The sequence below is a fragment of the Otoolea muris genome, from assembly GCF_943193115.1.
Classification (GTDB): domain Bacteria; phylum Bacillota; class Clostridia; order Lachnospirales; family Lachnospiraceae; genus Otoolea; species Otoolea muris.
Map to the genome: position 1 here is coordinate 84,397 of NZ_CALPCY010000013.1, position 18,024 is coordinate 102,420.

17 protein-coding genes are annotated in these 18,024 nt (G+C 53.4%); 8 read left to right on the top strand and 9 right to left on the bottom strand.

What is annotated here, in order from left to right:
* Positions 1-129: 129 nt before the first annotated feature.
* The 4 genes from dapF (NFS31_RS10400) (at position 130) to dapF (NFS31_RS10415) (ending at position 3,946) form a co-directional block, all read left to right on the top strand.
* Positions 130-990, top strand: coding sequence for a diaminopimelate epimerase (dapF, locus tag NFS31_RS10400; RefSeq protein WP_251494519.1), 861 nt, complete (start codon positions 130-132; stop codon positions 988-990).
* Positions 991-1,203: 213 nt separating this feature from the next.
* Positions 1,204-2,517, top strand: coding sequence for a glutamine synthetase family protein (locus NFS31_RS10405; RefSeq protein WP_251494522.1), 1,314 nt, complete (start codon positions 1,204-1,206; stop codon positions 2,515-2,517).
* A gap of 18 nt (positions 2,518-2,535) precedes the next feature.
* On the top strand, positions 2,536-3,081 hold the full coding sequence (locus NFS31_RS10410; protein ID WP_251494525.1) for an ANTAR domain-containing response regulator: 546 nt from the start codon (positions 2,536-2,538) through the stop codon (positions 3,079-3,081).
* A gap of 55 nt (positions 3,082-3,136) precedes the next feature.
* The gene (gene dapF, locus NFS31_RS10415) at positions 3,137-3,946 is read left to right on the top strand and encodes a diaminopimelate epimerase (protein WP_251494527.1); all 810 of its coding nucleotides are present in this window, start codon (positions 3,137-3,139) and stop codon (positions 3,944-3,946) included.
* 294 nt (positions 3,947-4,240) lie between these two features.
* Here the strand turns inward: dapF (NFS31_RS10415) and NFS31_RS10420 are convergent, their stop codons facing one another.
* A complete protein-coding gene (locus tag NFS31_RS10420; RefSeq protein WP_251494529.1) occupies positions 4,241-4,987 on the bottom strand; it encodes a helix-turn-helix domain-containing protein in 747 nt (248 codons plus the stop codon).
* 567 nt (positions 4,988-5,554) lie between these two features.
* Here NFS31_RS10420 and NFS31_RS10425 point away from each other — a divergent pair.
* A complete protein-coding gene (locus NFS31_RS10425) occupies positions 5,555-6,337 on the top strand; it encodes an N-acetylmuramoyl-L-alanine amidase (RefSeq protein ID WP_251494531.1) in 783 nt (260 codons plus the stop codon).
* A gap of 4 nt (positions 6,338-6,341) precedes the next feature.
* Here the strand turns inward: NFS31_RS10425 and NFS31_RS10430 are convergent, their stop codons facing one another.
* Both NFS31_RS10430 and NFS31_RS10435 read right to left on the bottom strand, forming a co-directional pair.
* A complete protein-coding gene (locus tag NFS31_RS10430) occupies positions 6,342-7,781 on the bottom strand; it encodes a sensor histidine kinase (RefSeq protein WP_251494533.1) in 1,440 nt (479 codons plus the stop codon).
* Entirely contained in the window at positions 7,778-8,470 is a 693-nt protein-coding gene (locus NFS31_RS10435; RefSeq protein ID WP_251494536.1) for a response regulator transcription factor, read from the bottom strand. Before NFS31_RS10435 ends, NFS31_RS10430 begins: the two co-directional genes overlap by 4 nt.
* A gap of 316 nt (positions 8,471-8,786) precedes the next feature.
* Here NFS31_RS10435 and NFS31_RS10440 point away from each other — a divergent pair, with 316 nt between their 5' ends.
* Positions 8,787-9,278: a hypothetical protein gene (locus NFS31_RS10440; protein ID WP_251494538.1), complete on the top strand. Its 492-nt coding sequence runs from the start codon at positions 8,787-8,789 to the stop codon at positions 9,276-9,278.
* A 130-nt stretch (positions 9,279-9,408) separates the two neighbouring features.
* Here the strand turns inward: NFS31_RS10440 and NFS31_RS10445 are convergent, their stop codons facing one another.
* The 4 genes from NFS31_RS10445 to NFS31_RS10460 all read right to left on the bottom strand — a co-directional run bounded on the left by NFS31_RS10445 (position 9,409) and on the right by NFS31_RS10460 (position 13,222).
* The gene (locus NFS31_RS10445; protein ID WP_251494540.1) at positions 9,409-10,299 is read right to left on the bottom strand and encodes a nucleotidyl transferase AbiEii/AbiGii toxin family protein; all 891 of its coding nucleotides are present in this window, start codon (positions 10,297-10,299) and stop codon (positions 9,409-9,411) included.
* Positions 10,299-10,877, bottom strand: coding sequence for a type IV toxin-antitoxin system AbiEi family antitoxin domain-containing protein (locus tag NFS31_RS10450; protein ID WP_251494542.1), 579 nt, complete (start codon positions 10,875-10,877; stop codon positions 10,299-10,301). Before NFS31_RS10450 ends, NFS31_RS10445 begins: the two co-directional genes overlap by 1 nt.
* A gap of 423 nt (positions 10,878-11,300) precedes the next feature.
* On the bottom strand, positions 11,301-12,587 hold the full coding sequence (gene rlmD / locus NFS31_RS10455) for a 23S rRNA (uracil(1939)-C(5))-methyltransferase RlmD (RefSeq protein WP_416389449.1): 1,287 nt from the start codon (positions 12,585-12,587) through the stop codon (positions 11,301-11,303).
* Entirely contained in the window at positions 12,584-13,222 is a 639-nt protein-coding gene (locus tag NFS31_RS10460; RefSeq protein ID WP_251494546.1) for a cytidylate kinase-like family protein, read from the bottom strand. Before NFS31_RS10460 ends, rlmD begins: the two co-directional genes overlap by 4 nt.
* Before the next feature lie 405 nt (positions 13,223-13,627).
* Here NFS31_RS10460 and NFS31_RS10465 point away from each other — a divergent pair, with 405 nt between their 5' ends.
* Positions 13,628-14,215 (top strand): ECF transporter S component, encoded by a 588-nt coding sequence (locus tag NFS31_RS10465; RefSeq protein ID WP_251494548.1) that lies wholly within the window; start codon positions 13,628-13,630, stop codon positions 14,213-14,215.
* A gap of 105 nt (positions 14,216-14,320) precedes the next feature.
* The gene (locus NFS31_RS10470; RefSeq protein ID WP_251494566.1) at positions 14,321-14,938 is read left to right on the top strand and encodes an HAD family hydrolase; all 618 of its coding nucleotides are present in this window, start codon (positions 14,321-14,323) and stop codon (positions 14,936-14,938) included.
* 38 nt (positions 14,939-14,976) lie between these two features.
* Here NFS31_RS10470 and NFS31_RS10475 read toward each other — a convergent pair whose 3' ends face one another.
* Together NFS31_RS10475 and NFS31_RS10480 are read right to left on the bottom strand one after the other, a co-directional pair.
* A complete protein-coding gene (locus NFS31_RS10475) occupies positions 14,977-16,488 on the bottom strand; it encodes an ATP-binding cassette domain-containing protein (RefSeq protein WP_251494551.1) in 1,512 nt (503 codons plus the stop codon).
* A gap of 8 nt (positions 16,489-16,496) precedes the next feature.
* Complete coding sequence (locus tag NFS31_RS10480; RefSeq protein ID WP_251494554.1) at positions 16,497-17,639, bottom strand: ABC transporter substrate-binding protein; 1,143 nt, start codon at positions 17,637-17,639, stop codon at positions 16,497-16,499.
* Between the last annotated feature and the right edge of the window lie 385 nt (positions 17,640-18,024).

The following is an 18,024-nucleotide window of genomic DNA, read 5'->3' on the forward strand; positions in this document are numbered from 1 at the left end:
CTCACCGCGCCTGATTTGCGGGGGTAGAGTCCGAGAGTACATATAAGTGGGCGGAGGAAAAAGCTCCGGCCCGGCCCGTGAAAACGAAATCATGGCTGTCCATTATATCAGCGATAGGAGGATGCGCGGATGAAGCAGATTGTTCTGGAAAAGTATCACTGCATGGGAAATGATTATCTGATTTATGATCCGAACCACAATGAGATGGAGTTAAATGAAGAGCGGATACGGCTCATCTGCAACCGCCATTTCGGGGCAGGTTCAGACGGTATCCTGGCCGGGCCTTACCTGGATCAGGAGCGGATGTATGTAAAGATTTTTAATCCCGACGGAAGCGAGGCAAAGAAGAGCGGAAACGGGATGGGGATCTTTGCAAAGTATTTAAAGGACGCCGGCTATGTCCAGAAGACGAGCGTGTCCTGGATGACAGCGGACGGGGAGGAGACGGTTTTTTACTTAAACGAGCAGGGAACGCGCGTGAAAATCTCCATCGGCCGCCCGACATTCTGGAGCGACGAGATCCCGGTGACCGGCGAGCGGCGGGAGATGGTGAACCAGACCATGGTATTCGGCAAGATCCCGTATGTGACCACCTGCCTTTCCATCGGAAACCCGCACTGTGTGATCTGGATGAATGAGATTTCAAAGGAGCTCGTCTGCCGCATCGGGGAACACTCGGAGGGGGCGGAATGTTTTCCTGAAAAGGTCAACACGCAGCTTTTAAATGTCCTGGACCGGACGAATATCCAGATCGAGATTTATGAGCGCGGCGCGGGGTATACGCTGGCATCCGGAACGTGCGCCTGCGCCGCGGCCTGCGCGGCCGTGCGTCTGGGCCTGGCGGACAGCCACATGTATGTGCATATGCCCGGCGGCGTGCTGGAAGTGGAGATCAAGGAGGACGGCGTGGTCTACATGGTAGGCGAGGTCGGCTATGTGGGGAAAATGACGCTTGGGAGCGGGATGACGGAGAGGCTTGAGTTGTTGTGAGGCTACCCGGCCGCCGCCCGAGAGCTTCTATATCCAACAGAATCCCCGACCCGCTCGGAGAAATAGAAGCTCTCTGGCACCCTTTCACGATCCCTATCATATATGACTCGGGTGCAATATAGGCGCAGACAGCAGCATAAACATTGGCAAAGGGGCTGACTTTAACGGTACAGCTCCCTTTTGCGGTTAAAAAGACGCGAGGTGGAAATGGAGATGAAGATAAAGATGGAAAAGAACAACGCCCCCCTTTTTGACGAGGCAGTCGATCTGGTAAAATTTCAGTTTACAGACGTATTCGGGCAGAATAAGGTGGTCGAGATGACGAAAAACCAGGCAGAACGGGCTGTGAGGGAGGGATATCCGATCAACCGTTTTGCCCTGGGAGGGCTTAAAAAGGGGGAGACGGACAGCGAGTCCGCGCCGGATTACTTAACGGACAGGCAGGAGCAAACGCAGCTCTATTTAAAACCGGATCTGCATACGTATGCGCTTCTTCCCTGGGAGGGGGCCGGATCGCATACGGCGCGGCTGATCTGCAATATCTGCGGCCCGGACGGGGCTTTTTCCGGGCTGGATTCGCGGTATCTGCTGCAGAGGCAGGTGGAGAGGGCAGGGGAGATGGGTCTTGCGGTTGAGTTTGATTTTCAGTGTGAATTTTATTTATTCCACACGGATGACAACGGGAGGCCCACGACGATCACGCATGAGGTGGCGAGCTATTATGACGCGGGGCCGATCGATCTGGCGGAGAATGTGCGGCGCGATATGCTCATGAGCCTTGAGGAGGCGGGAATGGAAGCAGAGAGCGCGCGCCACGGCCTCACGCCGGGCCAGCACAGCTTCCGGCTGCCGCCGCGCCGCGGGGTGGAGGCAGGCGACTATCTGCAGACGTTTAAGACAGCGGTGAAGCGGATTGCGAAGCGCCACGGGCTGCATGCGACCTTTATGCCAAAGCCCAACATGAGCGGGGACGGCTCGGGGCTTCATGTGGGCATGACGATCCGGCGGACGGACGGCTCGGATGCGGGGGAGGCGGCCGCGCGGTTCCGGGTGGGAATTCTTAAGAATTTATACAATATGATGATTTTTACGAATCCTATGATCAATTCCTACAAACGCCTGGCAGCCAGCCGCGGATCCGTGTTCCAGCCGGAATTCCCGGCCGCGGCCTGGGAAAAGGGAAGCGATAAGGCCGTCCGCCTGACAGGCTGCTCGGAGAGAGGGGCGTCTCTGGAGGCGCTTTTCCCGGATCCGGCGGCGAATCCCTACCTGGCTCTGGCAGCGATTCTTTCAGCGGGGCTTAACGGCCTGGAAAATGGCTGTGAGCTTACGCAGTACGAGGCGGATCCGCGCTTTCCGGAGACGCTGGGCGTGCTGATCCGCCAGCTTCCCGAAAATTCGTTTGCCCGGCGCACCTTTGGGGATAAGCTCTGCCGGGTGTACCATGAGGGGAAAAAGGAGGAATGGGAGCGCTTCTGCTCGTATGTGACGGACTGGGAGCTCGCGGAATACCTGTATCGCTGCTGACGGGGAGAGGTGAGGCGGTTGACGAATATTATAGTGGCATTTAAAAAGCCGGAGGACGGACGAAGTATCCGCAATATCCTTGTCAAAAACGGGCTGCAGACCACGGTTTCATGCACCTGCGGCGCGCAGGTGCTGGCAAATGCGGATGATCTGAGGAGCGGGATTGTGATCTGCGGATTTTGTTTCGGGGATATGACGTGCCGCGAGCTGGGCCGCCAGCTTTCGGACGCATTTGAGATCCTGGTGATCGCCTCCCCGGCCAAATGGAGCGGGGAGGATATGGGACGCCTCGTCTGCCTTCCGACCCCCTTTAAGATGTGCGATCTCATTTCCACGGTGCGCATGCTCGAGGAGACGCAGAGCGGACGAAGGCGGGAGAGGAGGAAGAAACCGCTGCCGAGGGGGGACGGGGAGCGCGCGGCGATTGATAAGGCCAAGCAGCTCCTGATGGGGCGCAACCATATGACAGAGCCGCAGGCGCATAAGTATCTGCAGAAATGCAGCATGGATACCGGATGCGGCATGGCGGAGGCGGCGGAAATGATTTTGAGGCTGTATGGTTAAGGAGAATTGAGCGGAAATGATTTTGAGACTGTACGGTTAAGGAGGACTGATTGGAATGAAATTTACAAAGATGCAGGGCCTGGGGAATGATTATGTGTATGTAAACTGCTTTGAGGAGACTGTGAAGGATCCAAAAAGGACGGCTGTTCTGGTCAGCGACCGCCATTTCGGCATCGGCGCGGACGGGCTGATCCTGATTCAGCCCTCGGATATCGCGGACTGCAGGATGGATATGTACAACATGGACGGATCCCGGGGCGCGATGTGCGGGAATGGGATACGCTGTGTGGGAAAGTACGCGTATGATCATCACATTGCGGATAAGACGAAAATTTCAGTGGAAACGCTTTCGGGCGTGAAACATCTGGAGATTAAGGCCGTGAACGGGAAAGCGCAGGCGGTTACGGTGGACATGGGAAAGCCGGTTATCACCTCCGATCTTCCGGAAGAGATTGTGGCAGAGGGGACGCGGTATGAATTTACCGGGATTTCCATGGGGAATCCCCATGCGGTGGTCTTTATGGACGCAATTGAAGAACTCGATCTGAAGCAGATCGGGCCCGGGTTTGAGATGCATCTGCGTTTTCCGGACCGCACGAATACGGAGTTTGTCCAGGTGATTGACAGGACCCGCATAAAGATGCGCGTCTGGGAGCGCGGCTCCGGGGAGACAATGGCCTGCGGCACCGGCGCGTGCGCGGCTGCCGTGGCCTGCGTGCTGGCGGGATATACGCAGAACCGCGTGCAGGTGGATCTGCTTGGCGGAACGCTGGATATTACGTGGGACAGGGAAAAGGATACGGTTTATATGACCGGACCGGCGGTGGAGGTGTTCAGCGGGGAGTGGGATGATCGTGCGGATTAACTACCGCAATATCATGATGCCGGGGTCTAAAGCATTAATTCGCGGGTAAACAGCGCTCCGCAGACATTTTATTCCCGCGGGCAGCGAGCCAAGTGGGCATGCTTGCATGCGCATTTGGCGGCTGCCGCGAGGGTCAAATCCCCCGCTGCTCTGCAGCGCTGCAGGTTCGACGCCCCGTTGCTTGCAGCGGGGTTGTTGACTCACAAATTCAGGACAAAAAGAAAGCGCCCTCGGAAATTGATTCATCCGTTGGCGCTTTTTTATCTTACCGTATCATAATGTGCCCATATGCTCTCACTCTGCATTTTTCGTATGCAAACGATTTAGCTCAAAATACAATGGCATCAATACCGCATTTATAACCAGGGAGTAGAACAAAGGAAGCAGCGCTACCGATATAACCCCACATAAGGCGGCAAACTCGGGCTCCAGCGCATGACGGCGCATAAGATTCACCGTACTGATTATAACGCCGATGCTTCCCCAAATCAAACTGGATCTGCATACCAGTTTAAGCGCGTCAGCGCTGTCCCTTATCATTTCTGCTGTGCAATAGTCTCTTTTAATTAAATAGACAAATGCCTTTAGAAAGCCCCGCCAATACCCTGTACACAGCAGTATTAGGAGGCAGGGAATCAGGATAAACTCCATGCTGATAGAATCCATAAAATACCAGCCTTTGCTGCCGATGCCATATTTGACTATAAACAGCACCCCTAAAATCAGGACTACAAGCTTTACAAGTAAATTTGAACTTTTTTGGGCGTTATTTGCTTTTTGCTGCAATTCCACAAGATTTTCTTCTGCTCTTTTTTGATAATTTTCCATGGCAATCCTTTCTCCGCTGAGCAGTTCATTTGCGCTGATACCAAGTATTTTACATAAGTCCAGCATAATGGCGGCATCCGGAATGCTTTTTCCGGTTTCCCATTTTGATACTGCCCGGTCGGTAATATTTAACTTTTCTGCTAACTGTTTTTGTGTAAGCCCCTTCTCTTTTCGACAGGCTGCAACGAATTTTCCTATCGTTCCCTGGTTCATGTTTTATCCTCCTTGCCGTTAGTATAATAGAAAAAGAATTGTTCTGAAACTAACCAGTAGTTGATTTTGGCAGATTCAACCAGCGGTTGATGGATTCTCATACCATGCCCCCTCTGTAATTGCTTCCTCAATGGTGGTTCTGGGCAGAATTATCATTACAATTTTCTTGAATGTTTTCAAATTTCAATTTATATATTTGATTATAAATTATTTGCCTGCTATTTACAATGTATACTAATAAACTCGTTTTACATAGGTACACAATTGTTAATGTTCACGGGCCAATGGCAGTTAGTTAAGCGGACGATTGCGGGATGTTGTTTATCGTGGGGAGGCCGCCGTCGCCAGTTCCGTTGGGTTTGGAATCGGACTCTGGCGGCCCTTTCACGACAGATAACGCCCTGCAACCGTTCACTTCGCTTAACTAACTGACATTGATTCACGGGCCAATGGCATTTCTCTGGCAATCCCCCCTTATGCGCATGAGTTTGCATCGGAATGGTCACGCTTTCGCTCCTCTTTACATACTGTAATAGTACAAAGGTATGTTGAGAGGAGTTTTTTCTTTTGGATGCTAAAAGGAAAGTTGTGATAGATGCCGGTCACGGCGGCGATTACGATCCCGGGGCCGTATTTGAGGGGAGGCGGGAAAAGGATGACAACCTGCGCCTGGCCCTGGCGGTGGGGGATATTCTCGAGAGAAACGGGGTGGATGTATTCTATACGCGGGTGACGGACGTGTATGATTCGCCGCTTGAGAAGGCGCGCATGGCGAACCGGTCAGGGGCGGATCTGTTTGTATCGCTGCACCGCAACGCCGCTCTGGAGCCGGGGCGCGGCTCGGGGACGATGACGCTGGTGTACGGGGAAGAGGGGATCGCGGAGGATCTGGCGGAATCTATCAATGATGAGCTGAAAAAGACCGGTTTTAAAGATCTGGGGATTTTTGAACGGCCGGATCTGATCGTACTGCGCAGGACCATGATGCCGGCTGTCCTTGTGGAGGCCGGATTTATCGACAATCCGGAGGATAACGCGCGGTTTGACCGGGAGTTTGAAGCAGTCGCACAGGCGATCGCGGACGGGATTTTGAACACGCTTCGCGAGGAAGGGGAGGCGCGCTCTTACTATATGGTGCAGACCGGCGTCTACCGGGCGAGATCTCTGGCAGAGCAGCAGCTCGACGAGCTTGAGGCGCGGGGATTCCCGGCGTATCTGATCTATGACGACGGCTATTACAAGGTGATGGCCGGGGCGTTTGAGGTCATGGATCATGCGGTGGAGCTCGAACGGGAGCTCCGCAGCATGGGCTTTCCGACGGTCCTGACGTACCGGGAAGAGGAGCGGTGAGCCGTTACGGAAACAGGAAGGTAAATACTGTAAATTGAGATACGCGGCTCTCACAGGCGATGGTTATATGATGGCGGCCGGCTATCTGTTTGGCGATCGAAAGGCCAAGGCCGGTTCCGGTTTTGTTCTGCCCGGAGCGTTCCCTGTAGAAACGGTCAAATATGTAAGGGAGGTCTTCGGGAGAAATGCCGCTTCCGCAGTCGGATATGGATACGGCGAACTTTTGTTTCTCCCAGTATGTCCGGATGGTTACCGGACGGCCGGGCGGCGAAAATTTGACGGCATTGTCGAGGATGATCAAGAACATTTGCCGCAGCCGCCCGTAATCCCCTGAAAAACGGAAGGATCCGGCTTCTTCGCGAAATTCGATCGGCGTCTGTTTTTGTGCGGCCAGCCTCTGCATGGAACGGGCGGCCTCTTTAATGACGTCAATGAGATCAAACTCGGTTTTTTCGATCGGAAAATTCGCGTTCTGGAGTCTTGAGAGCTCCAGGAGATCATTGACTAGGCGCTCAAGATGCGCTGTGTCAGACAGCATTTGCCGGACATATTCGTGTATTTCATCCGCGTCGGTCACCAGGCCCTGTTCCAGGACCTCCAGCGACCCTTTGATCACGGTTACAGGCGTGCGCAGCTCATGGGATATATTGGACGTAAAATCCTGCCGCATCTGGTCAAGGCGTTTCCGTTCATCCTCTATATTCGATAATTGCACAAATAAGGCGTCGATATTGCGGGCCAGAGAGCCAATCTCATCCGCCTGCCTGACGCCGGTGCGCGCGGAGTAATCGCCGTTCATCACGTGTTCCGCCGCCTGGCCGATTTTCTTTAAGGGGCTTATAAAATGGCGGGCCAGCAACACAGAAAGGATGATTGCCAGGGGAAGCGCGGTAATGATGCAGAACACAAGTATATGGATGCCGCCGCGCTGCGCGTTTTGTATGCCGCTTATGGGACTGTGCAGGAGAAGCGCGGCGGCCACGTCTCCATTTGCGTCATAAACCGGCGCGCCTACGGTGATGGAGGGCGCGTCGAGCAGGGGGCTGAACTCCCTGTTTGACGCCACGCAGCCCTCAAAAATCCGGCCTATCAAATCCTCTGCGCCGGAAGGCAGCTCATTGTAGGACAAGGCGCTGTTTCTGTGACCGGACTGGAGGATACGGGCCTGCTCGTCCACCAGCCACACTTCGCTCATGGCGATCTCATCGATAAACCGAAGGTAAGCGCCTAAGCCGCCGGACATCCCGCGGCCCTGATGTTCATTTTGGGAGAAACGGGAAAGCGTATCGGCAATAGAAAGCGCCCGCCCGCTCAATTCCCGCTCATGGGTTTTGGCCGTGTACCAGGAAAACAGGGCGCAGAACAACAGGCCCGCAATGGCGGAGAAGAGGACGAGCGCGGCGGAAAAATATGCGATTAGACGGTAGGTGATCGTGCGCTTCATCCCTTTGTTCCCTCAAATTTATAGCCCATTCCCCAAATCGTCTTGATCTGCCAGTTCGGGTGGGGAACCGTGTCCAGTTTGGCGCGCAGCCGTTTGATATGGCTGTCAACCGTGCGGTTGTCCCCATAATAATCATATCCCCACAGATCATTTAATAAGTTGTCTCTGGAAAATATTTTTCCGCGGCTGCCAAGAAGCGTCCAGAGGATTTCAAGCTCCTTTTTGGTTAAGGCGATCTCCTGTCCGCCGACGGTTACAGCGGCGTTATCGAGGCAGACGCTTAAGTTGTCATAGGAGAGGTTCGTCTGCCTGGCCGTCTGGCTGGAGTAATCAATCCGGCGCAGCACGGCGCGCACCCTGGCCATGACCTCGCTGCCCGAGAAGGGCTTGACAATGTAGTCATCCGCGCCGATATCCAGGCCCATAATCCGTTCAAAATCCTCGCCCCGGGCCGTTATCATAATGATCGGTATATTGGAAACCCTGCGTATCTCCCTGCAGACCTCAAATCCGTCCTTTTTGGGCATCATGACATCAAGCAGGATAATCGAACACATATGTTTTTGGAACAGCTCAATGACCTCCTCGCCATCGTGGGCGACGACGGGCTCAAAGTTTTCCTTTTTGGCAAATTCACTCAGAATTTTTGTGATCTGGACATTGTCGTCCGCGATTAAAATTTTATCCATGACTGCTGACCTCTGTTAATTTGATAGGATTTGCGGATACTCGGTATAGCTGATAATTTCAGTATCTTCAGCCGTTCAGATTCCTGAACGGTTACCAGTATATCATGAAATTTTGTTTTTTTTGTGGCATTTGCGTTGGCTCAGGCGCAATCATACGGCGGGCTGGCCTGTCTTATTGAGGGCCTGATACGGCGCTGCCTGCCTGCTTTTATATTTTATCACAAATTTGGACGATGAAAGACACAATTTTGCCATTTTTTTTCTGTATGATGTACCTGTAAATAAAAATAACGGATTGTCCGGGAGGTATTTTGAGATGAAACATGTAAAACGTAATCTTCTTCTTTTTACAGCGGTTGCCGCTCTCTCCATGGCTCCGGCCGCCACGGCGATGGCTGCGGAATATCAGACGCCGGCCGATACGGCCGCGGAAGTGACGGGAAGAAGCGTGGAGGATGTGGCGCGGGAGCGGTTTGAAACAGGGAAAACGTATGGCGCCATTGCGGCAGAGGACGGGCGGCTGGATGAGTTTAAGGCCCGGAGGCTTGATATGCAGGAAGCCGTTCTCGGCGAACAGGCTGAGCAGGGGATCATTTCGCAGGAGGAGATGGATCGGATCTTAAGCGGAATAAAGGCGCGCCAGGCGGTATGCGACGGCACGGGCTATGGGGACGGTTATGGCTGTGGATATGGCTATGGATGCGGGTACGGCTATGGGCGCGGTTATGGCTGTGGTTATGGGAGAGGACATGGCAGATGGTTTGGCAACGGGGCCGCTTTTGGAGGCGGACAGAGAGCGGGGAGATGATGGCGCAGCAAAGGGGCGGGAGAGGAGTCCCGCCTCTTGGAACAATACCCTGAATGTCAACGGTTAGCGGCTTTTCACTTTCAGCATAGTCCCAAAATAGTGCTTTGAGGAAATCAGTCCACGGGATAAATTATTTCTCCCACATCCTGCTTTCCGGATTCCACCTTCTTCTTACGCCACTGTCAATATTTAGCAGTGGCGCGGTAAACATCCTTACACCCGCGATTACATCTTCAAGCGAAATCTGAACCATTGCCTTTTTCTTTTTCAGAAAGGACTTCCATCTCGTCTGATGCAGCGGATCATGAACAAATTCCTCACTGAAAGCTGCCGTACTCATAGACATTTCTGTTCCTCTGTTTAGAAACGTCTCGGATACTGCATTTTTTACATCTTCATATTCAAACGAATACTTACTCGTAAGGATATAAATATCGTAAAAATCCTTGTATCGGCTGTTCAGATATCCATTATGTACAATAGCTTCCAGCTTTTCTGCAATCGAGGATTCCAGCGAGTACGCATTGACTTTTGGCGCCTCCATATCAAGAATTACTGGGAAATCCATCTTCACTGCATCGGGATAAATCACATCACCAAATCCAATATCTATGCTTATCGGAAGCCTTGTCCTGTCAAGATAGGCTTCTGCTGAAATGTGCAGACCATGATATTCCTTAAATTCCGTTATATCTTCCACCGTAATTGAATCAACATCAAAAGTAAGCGCATCATCTGTATCTTGTGCTAATAGTTCTCTGAAGATCCCCTTCATCTCTGCACTGCTGTTTGGAATCCGCCTTGCAAGAAGATCTACATCCGTGGTCGCTCTCTTATAATTTCTGTCAAAAATCGCATAAAGGAATATTCCACCCTTCAGCACGAAATGCTCCGCATACTTTGACACAGAAATTCTGTATATAGTTCTCTCCAACCCATAATAGACCAGAGCCTCTTGGAAAGTATGTCCTGTCTCCACGGCAAAATTTTTAAGTCGTGCTTTTACGGAATCAGCATTCATTATATCAACACCTCCAAATATGTCCTGATTATTTTTTCGCAGCGGAGTTTTTTGGCATACCCGTAGAGTCTGTCAATCTGCCGATCTTTTCTTTCAAGATATTTTTTCAGTATCTCGGAAGTCTCCTCTATTCCGACCTTGTTCCGGTAATAAATAATATCCACAACTGTCTTTTCAATGTCAAAAATATTGAATGAATTTTCCCCATCCCGGATTTCCTGAACACCGAGAGCCATACGTCCCGGATCAAAATAATAGATCCTGATCTCCGGCCAGTCAGGAAGAGTGCTGACCTTTTTTTTTCTCGCAATAGCCACATCTACCGCATCCGGCAGAAAATCAGTCAAACCATAATACCTCGCCGCACTCATAAGGCAGATAACTCCATCTGGTACATATGCCTCGGCACTAAAAAAATCATTTTCCTCGCCCTTATAGGAAAGATTCTCATAGGTGCTGCGATTGATCCTCTTAATTGTTCCGTTCTCTTCAAGTTTTCCTATCTTATAATACGAATATCCCATATCTTTTAGCTCAGCAATTTTAATGAATTTTCTGCCTTCAGAGATAGCGCCCACCTATGACTCCTCCTTCCCGTAAAACGTTTTTAAGTAAGGCAGTAGAATGTTGACTCTGCTGTCCTACGAATATCATACACTATTTTCATTATGATTTCAATAAAAATCGGCAATTATTTTTTTAGCCGAATTTAATTTAAATTTACACTCAACTTTCCGCATAAAAACGCCCCGCCGAAGCGAGGCATTTCTGTTTTGCTTTTTGTTATGAGTTTACATTAATCTCAAGCCCTGATTTGAACTCTACTGTTATCTACTATGTATTATTAGGCGCTTAACAACGAAATTTTGCGCAAAATGGCAAAATTATTGGTTCCGGCTTGTCCGGGTTAGGTTTATCATATCATAAGTAGCTGCCGTTTCTGCCGGGGTGACATCCTCCGGCTTTAAGTTTACCGAAGCTCTGATATAATCGTTGATATGTTATTGGGACAACTGAACAACCGTCTCTACATGCCGCGTCCCGCAGAACATATCAACCGGCCATGCTTCCCTGGCCTGATACCCGTTTTGCTTAAAAACCTTCAGATCCCGCGCCAGGGTTTCGGGCGAGCAGGAGATGTAGACCACGCGTTTGGGCTTTACCTGCGCGACGGAGCGGATGAAGGCTTCTGTGCTGCCGCTTCTGGGCGGATCCATGAAAACGACGTCAATGGTTTCGCCGCGGGAAGCCATGTCAGCCATAAAGGTTCCGGCATCATTGCAGTAAAACTGTACGTTTTTGATCGCGTTTCGCCGGGCATTCTGAACGGCATCCCGCACCGCGTCCCGGCTCAGCTCTACGCCGATCACGGTTTTGGCCCTGGCGCTGGCGATGAGGCTGATGGTCCCGATCCCGCAGTAGGCGTCGAGCACCGTTTCAGTTCCGGTGAGGCCGGCCAGATCGAGGGCTTTTTGGTACAGCCGTTCGGTCTGTACGGGATTGACCTGATAAAATGACTGGGATGAGATGCGGAATGTAAGTCCGCACAGGACGTCCTCAATCCATCCGGGGCCGTACAGCGCGCGTTCCTTCTGTCCCAAAACCATACTGGAGCCGCGGTCATTTACATTCTGCAGGATCGTGGTGATCTCCGGGTGCGCGCTGCGCAGCGCCTTTACGAAATTATTTTTTGACGGAAATACGGGGGAGGCGGTCACGAGGACTGCCATCGTCTGATCCGTGGAAAAGCCGCGGCGCACTAAAACATGGCGCAGGAGGCCGCAGCCGGTGTCCTCGTCGTAGGTCCGTATTTTAAATGATTTCAGCATTCCACGGATGGTTTCTATGATTTCTGCTGCTTTTTCGTCCTCGATGAGGCAGCGGCGGGCGGGGACGATCCGGTGCGTGCCTTCCTGATAAATGCCGGATATGGGCTTTCCCTTCTGGTCAACGCCAAAGACGGCATGGACCTTATTCCTGTAGTGGAGGGGATTCTCCATGCCAAGGATGGGCCTTACCGGGCAGAACTCCTTTAAGAGCGCGTGGACTGCCTGCTGCTTTAAGGCGAGCTGCTCCGGGTAGGGCAGATGCAGAAGCTGGCAGGCGCCGCACGCCCGGTATACGGGACAGACGTCTGCCCGGGGCTTTTTTGTCTTTGTCCGGGGAGGGCGGCCTGCCTGGACAGCCGCCCTTTTGGCACGGGATAGATGATTGGATGGATTTTTTGATGGCGCGTTCCCGGCTGCCGCGCGGCCTTTTTTATCTGGATTCACTGGGTGGTTCCTCATCTTTCCAAATCATAGCCCAGGAGGCTTAAATAGTTCCTGACAACCTGCACCGCGCCCTCTACGCCGATTGCGGTGGTGTTGATGGCCAAATCATAGTTTTCAAGCGACTCCCAGTCGCGCCCGGTGTAATATTTGTAATAGTCGCGGCGTTCCCGGTCGATGCGCTTGATGTTCTTTTTGATTTCCTTCTCGCTGTAGAGGTTCTTCTCCCGGATCCGCTGTTCCCTGGCCTCATAGTCTGCATAGATGTGGATGCGCACCAGGCCCTCCGTACCCTCCAACACGTAGTCCGCGCAGCGGCCGATGATCACGCAGGACTCCGCGGCGGCGAGCTTGCGGATCACTTCGGACTGGAAGCGGAAGAGGTTGTCCGCGGAAACGAGATCCGAGCCGAAGGAAGGCGCGCCCTTTTCCGGCGTCAGGCTGCTGATGATTTTGTAGAGCAGCCGGCTGCCCGCCTTCTCGTCCGCCAGGTGGAAATAGCTTTCTTTGATCCCGCTTTCGTCTGAATTGACGCGGAGGATATTTTTGTCGTAAAATCCGATCCCCAGCTCCTCAGCCAGACGCCTTCCCGTCTCCGCGCCGCCGCTTCCGTACTGTCTGCCAATGGTGATTACGAGTCTTTTATCTGCCATAAAAACGCCTCCTTTTCTGTTTGATGTACTCTCGGAATCTCTCTGCACCTGCCTTTGCGGCTGATTTTCCGCCAGATGCACCCAAATTTAATCAACGTACGCCTCATAAATTTGTGCACATCTGACAAAAAATCATCTCACAAAATCAGGCGCAGCGAGATTCCGAGAGTACATTTTGCCTTAACGAGCTGGTGATAGGATTATTATAGCATACGGGAGGGGAATGATCTATTCATTTTGGGGGTTTTCTGCGTTTTGCGCGCTGCCTGCAAAACGTGGTATTGGAAAAGTGACCTCTTAAAAATCAGTAAAACTGGATATATTATTCATGACAGATGCATGCTATAATCTCGTAAAAGTGAGTAATCCTCCAGAGTGTTTGAAAAAGAAAGAGAGGGAATTTCGATGGATAGTCAGGGAACCTTGCGCGTGAGGAGTGCAAAGGGCGTAAAGGCGAATGTGATGACCGCTTTTTTTGCGGCCGTGATTTTTCTGGGAATCCAGTCGTTCCGGATCCCGCTTCCGGCGGCGGTGGGAACACCGTTTGTGCATTTTGGCCATATTTTTATCATGCTGGCCATTTTCTGCCTGGGAGGGCGGCGGGCGGCTGTGGCCGGAGTCCTGGGGCTGGTGACGTTTGACATTTTAAATGGGTATGTCCACGCCATTCCCAATGTCTTTGTGAGCGCTATCGCGCTGTGCCTTTTGACAGGCGGCCTGTTTTCCTTTTTAGAAAAAAAGGCGGCGGGGGACTGGAGAAGAGAATACCGGGCGGCGGTGATCTGCGCGCTTGTCTATGGGGCGGCAAATACAGTCATTGATTTTTCATGGTCCGTATGTTCGCTGGTGCTTGTGGGAGGAACATGGGCCGCCTCGCTGGCGGCGGAGCTTACGTCGATTCCGGCTACGGTGATCAACGCGGTGTTTACGGTTGCGGGAACGGCCGTCCTTTATGTGCCGGTGCGCTCCGCGTGGCAGAGGCTTGGGCGCTGAGCGCGCCTTTGCCTGCCGTCTGATTCTGATTCCGGTTCCGGCATGCGGCTTACGGCGTAAAGGGGCTGACAACCGCAGTATTTTACAGAAGGGATTTTTATGGAAATGATTCGCAATATCGTATTTGATATGGGAAATGTTCTTGTTATTTATGATCCGGTGCGCGTGTGCCGGGTTTATGCGCAGGATGAGAGGGAAATTGAGTGGATCCGGCGGGAGCTCTTCGGTTCAGAGGAATGGATCCTCCTGGATAAAGGGGCGGTCACAGAGGAAGAGGCCATGGAGCGGGTCAGAAGGCGTCTCCCAAACGAACGCCTGCGCGCGCTGGCTGACCGCTGTATGCAGGAATGGCACATACACAATATAGAGCCGCGGCCGGGGATGGAGGAGCTTGTCAGGGACTTAAAGGGGATGGGGCTGGGGATTTATCTCTGTTCCAATGCCTCGCGGCGGCTCAGGGTATATGAGGGCCGCCTTCCGGGAAGCCGGTATTTTGACGGGACGATCGTTTCCGCGGAGGAAGGCGTTTTAAAGCCGGACGCGGCCATTTACAAAAGATTGTTTGAGAAATACTCCCTCTGCCCTGAAGAATGCTTTTTTATCGACGATCTGCCTGCCAATATCGAGGGCGGAAGGGCCTGCGGCATGGACGGGTACTGCTTTGCCGACGGGGATACAAAACGCCTGCGCGCATTTCTCATGGAGCGGCTTGGCAGGGCGTGAGAGAGGGAGCGGGGGACGGTTCTCCCTCTCACGCCCTTTTAACGATCGGCTTTCCCCTCTGTGGGCGCCGCGATAAAGGAGTCAAAACGGTGAATATGGGCGTCTAACAGCAGGGCGTCGTCCTGGTTGTGGGTGGCTATGAGAACGAGGCGTCCGCGCGTCTTTTCAACAAGGCAGCGGGCCGCCTTTTTTTTGGACTTTTCGTCGAGTCCGGTGAAGGGCTCGTCGAGAAGGAGCAGATCAAAAGGGGCCAGCAGGGCCCGCAAAAGAGCGCAGCGGCGTTTCATGCCCCCGCTTAAGGTGGCGACAGGGCGGTCCAGGCATTCCTCAGGGAGAAGGCGCGCGCATTCCCGGCGCAGCAGGGAGAGGGAAAAGCCGGGCGCTCCGGGAAGAACCAGGGCGATATTCTGCAGAGGCGTCATGGCGTCAATCAGGCGATCCTCCTGAAAGACACAGGAAACGCGGTTTGCTTTCACGCTGTCTGTATGCCGGTCAGGCTCAAAGGAAATGCAGCCGCTGTCCGGCGTCTCCAGGCCGGCCAGAAGGCGGAGCAGCGTTGTCTTCCCGGAGCCGGAGGGGGCCATGATGCAGTGGATCCCGGGGGAGCGGAACGTAAGCTCCAGGTTTTGAAGAACCGGGAGCGCGCCGCAGCGCTTGTCAAGCGCATGCAGGGAGAGGCTGAAAAAGGGGTTCTGCCCGGCGTTTCCTGCGCGTTTTTTTTCCCGGAGAAAGCGCGGCCTCTGGAAAAAGCACGGTCCCTGGAAAAGGCGGCTTTCCCGGAACCTGCCGGAGCCGGGAGATACAGCGTCCGGGGTTATGCGGGCGGACAGAAGCGAAAGGGCCGCGCGCAGCCCGCATTGGAGCAGCCAGGCGGAGGCGATGATGATAAGCGTCCAGGCAAAGAGATCCGCGGTGCTTAAGTAGATTTTGGCTGTGTAAAGCCGGCTCCCGATGGAGTGATCCGGGACGCCGATCACCTCGGCGGCCACCCCGGATTTGACGGCCAGGCCAAGGGCGGATCCGGCTGCGCCCGAAAGCCAGGGCATGAGGGCGGGCAGCCAGACGGCCCGGACGCGGCGGAGCCTCCCCACGCGAAAGACCCGGCACATTTCCAGAAGCTTCGGATCCGTCTGGGAAAGCCCGGAGAGGGAGGCCTGGTAAATGAGGGGCAGCGCGACCATAAAGGAGATGATGACCGACAGGTTGGCGGATCCGGCCCACACCAGGGCCAGAATAACAAAGGAGGCCACAGGGACAGACTGTAAAAAGAGGATGGCCGGGGAGAGAAGCCTGCGTATCAGAGGACAGCAAAAGGAAACCGCGCCTGAGAGGAGGCCAATAAGCGCCGCAGCCAGGAATCCGGCCAGGATCCGGCCAAAGGAAAAAGCGAGCGTCCTCCAGAAGGAAGGCTCCCTGGCCTGCGCCAGAAGAGCGCCGGCCACCTCGGCGGGGCCGGCAAACAGGATCGGATTGGAGACAGCGGCCGCGGCCGCCAGCCACAGAACCAGCCAAAAGGCCAGAACAGCCGGAAAACGGAGTTTACGCTTCATGTCTTTCCTCATTCAAAATAGAAATCATCCCCGGGCATAGCGCCGCCCACAGACTGTGGATCCTGCCCAAACAGCACGGACAGATAGCCGGAAAGGGCTTCCTTCATCTCTCTGCCGGTAATACAGGTGATGCTGCAGTAGGGAAGAGCTTTTTGCGCCACAGGGGCCTTTTCGATGATGCCTGCCCGGACAATGCGCTGTGCGGTTTCCTCCGGGAACTGTAAGGCCGCCTCGGCGGACGCCTGATGCTCGTCCAGAAAGGCCCGCACTTCCTCCTCATGCCCCTCTAAAAATGCATTCCGCACAATCGTCACACCGGTCACGAGGCGGCTGCCTTTGCCTTGCTGGAGCAGATCCCATTCTTTGGTCAGATCCAGCGCGATCCGGTACGAGGGATTCTGGGCCATAGCCACAGTCGCGAACGGCTGCGGCAGCAGGGCTGTGGCGTCGTCCCGCCCGGCGAGGATGGAGGCGACCTCGGTTGCCTCTGATTTGTATTCCAGGGTCACATCCCCTTCGTCCAGGCCGCTCTCCCTGATGAGGTAACGGGCCACATAATCGGGCGTGGTTCCTTTTCCGGTGAGATACACGGTTTTTCCCTTCAGATCGGCGACGGATTGGAGGGAGGGGTCGGCTGAGAGGACATAGAGAACCCCCAGCGTGTTGATGTCAATGACGGTAACGCCGCCATTTGTGCGGTTGTAGAGAACGCTGGCCACATTGGCGGGAACGAGCGCAATGTCCGTTTTGCCGGAAGCGACGGAGGCAACGAGCTCGTCGGCTGCGGTCACCATGCTGAATTCATATTTGCCGGCGTCGTCTGAGTCCATGAGGGCCAGAAGCCCCATAGAGGTCGGGCCCTTGAGGGAGCCGACGCGGATGGGGGCGTCGGGCGCCGGATCGCCGGCGTTACTCCCGGGATTGGTTTGGGCGGCGCTGTTACCGGTAATGTCAATCGGATCAGACGGGTTCTCCGGTGTATGTTCCGGGCGGGCTTTTTCGGAAGCCTCTGAAACCTCTGCGGATGGAGAGGTTTCAGAGGCGGATTTTGCGGGGGCAGAAGGACTGCCGGCGGCGGAGCATGCGGCGAGCGAGGCCGCGGCTATGGCGGCGGCCAGAAGGCTGAGAAAGCGGTGTTTTATATGTTTCATAATAGGGTCTCCTCTCTGTATATGTGATTATGCTGCCGTTTGCTGTTTTGAGGCGGAGGGCGGCGGTAATATTACGTTTCAAATATACAGGAAGACGGGTGAAAAAACAAGCCCTGTTTGTGGGGAATGTATTGCGATGTTAATACTGCCTGACATTCTTTAGTACGGGAGGGAGAATAGGCTATTACAGCAGTCGAAGGGGAGTAAATGTAAAAAAATCAAGAAAACAGTGATTTTTCAGGAAAAGCATGGTATAATTTTCCAATAGATAAGTTTCTGTTATTAATCAGAAACAGGGTGTGATGAAAGACGGATAATAAAGAGTTATCCATTATTATTTTCTATTACAAATGATAAGGAGAACCTTCATGAATGATTTAATACC